The following is a 543-nucleotide window of genomic DNA, read 5'->3' on the forward strand; positions in this document are numbered from 1 at the left end:
CCATATGAGAAAAACTACGCCATCTTAAAGACTTCCGAAAACTATCGGCTGCTGAATTCCAACATGGCCCAGCAGATCCTTAAGGAAGTGGATGGATCTTTTAAGTCTTTCTTCGGTCTGTTGAAACTGGCAAAGCAGGGGAAGTATCCGTTTTCATCCTGCAGGCTGCCCAAATACCTTCCAAAAGACGGCTACGCAACCCTGATCGTCGGGTTTGTAAGACTGAATGGGAACCGGTTTGTCCTTCCGTACTCAGCAGCGTATAAGAAGCATCATAAACCGGTCACCATTACCATCCCGCCGGTCCTGGCAGATAAAACCATTAAGGAGATCCGTATCATCCCAAAAGCAGACGCCAGGTTCTTTGAGATCCAGTACACCTATCAGGTGGAAGCGGCTCAGAGAAATCTGAATCCAACCCATGCACTGGCGATCGACTTCGGGATCGACAATCTCATGACGGCCGTTTCCAACAGAGGGGAAAGCTTCCTCATCGATGGGAAACGCTTAAAATCCATCAACCAGTGGTTCAACAAGCGGAAC

At 48.6% G+C, this 543-nt stretch carries 1 protein-coding gene; it reads left to right on the forward strand.

All coding sequences use genetic code 11. The features are described from left to right. Positions 1–543 (forward strand): transposase (locus tag ABCW45_RS17860; protein ID WP_343221305.1); only part of this gene is annotated, 543 nt, incomplete at both ends.

The sequence above is a fragment of the Pilosibacter fragilis genome, from assembly GCF_032490495.1.
In the GTDB taxonomy this organism is placed as follows: domain Bacteria; phylum Bacillota; class Clostridia; order Lachnospirales; family Lachnospiraceae; genus Pilosibacter; species Pilosibacter fragilis.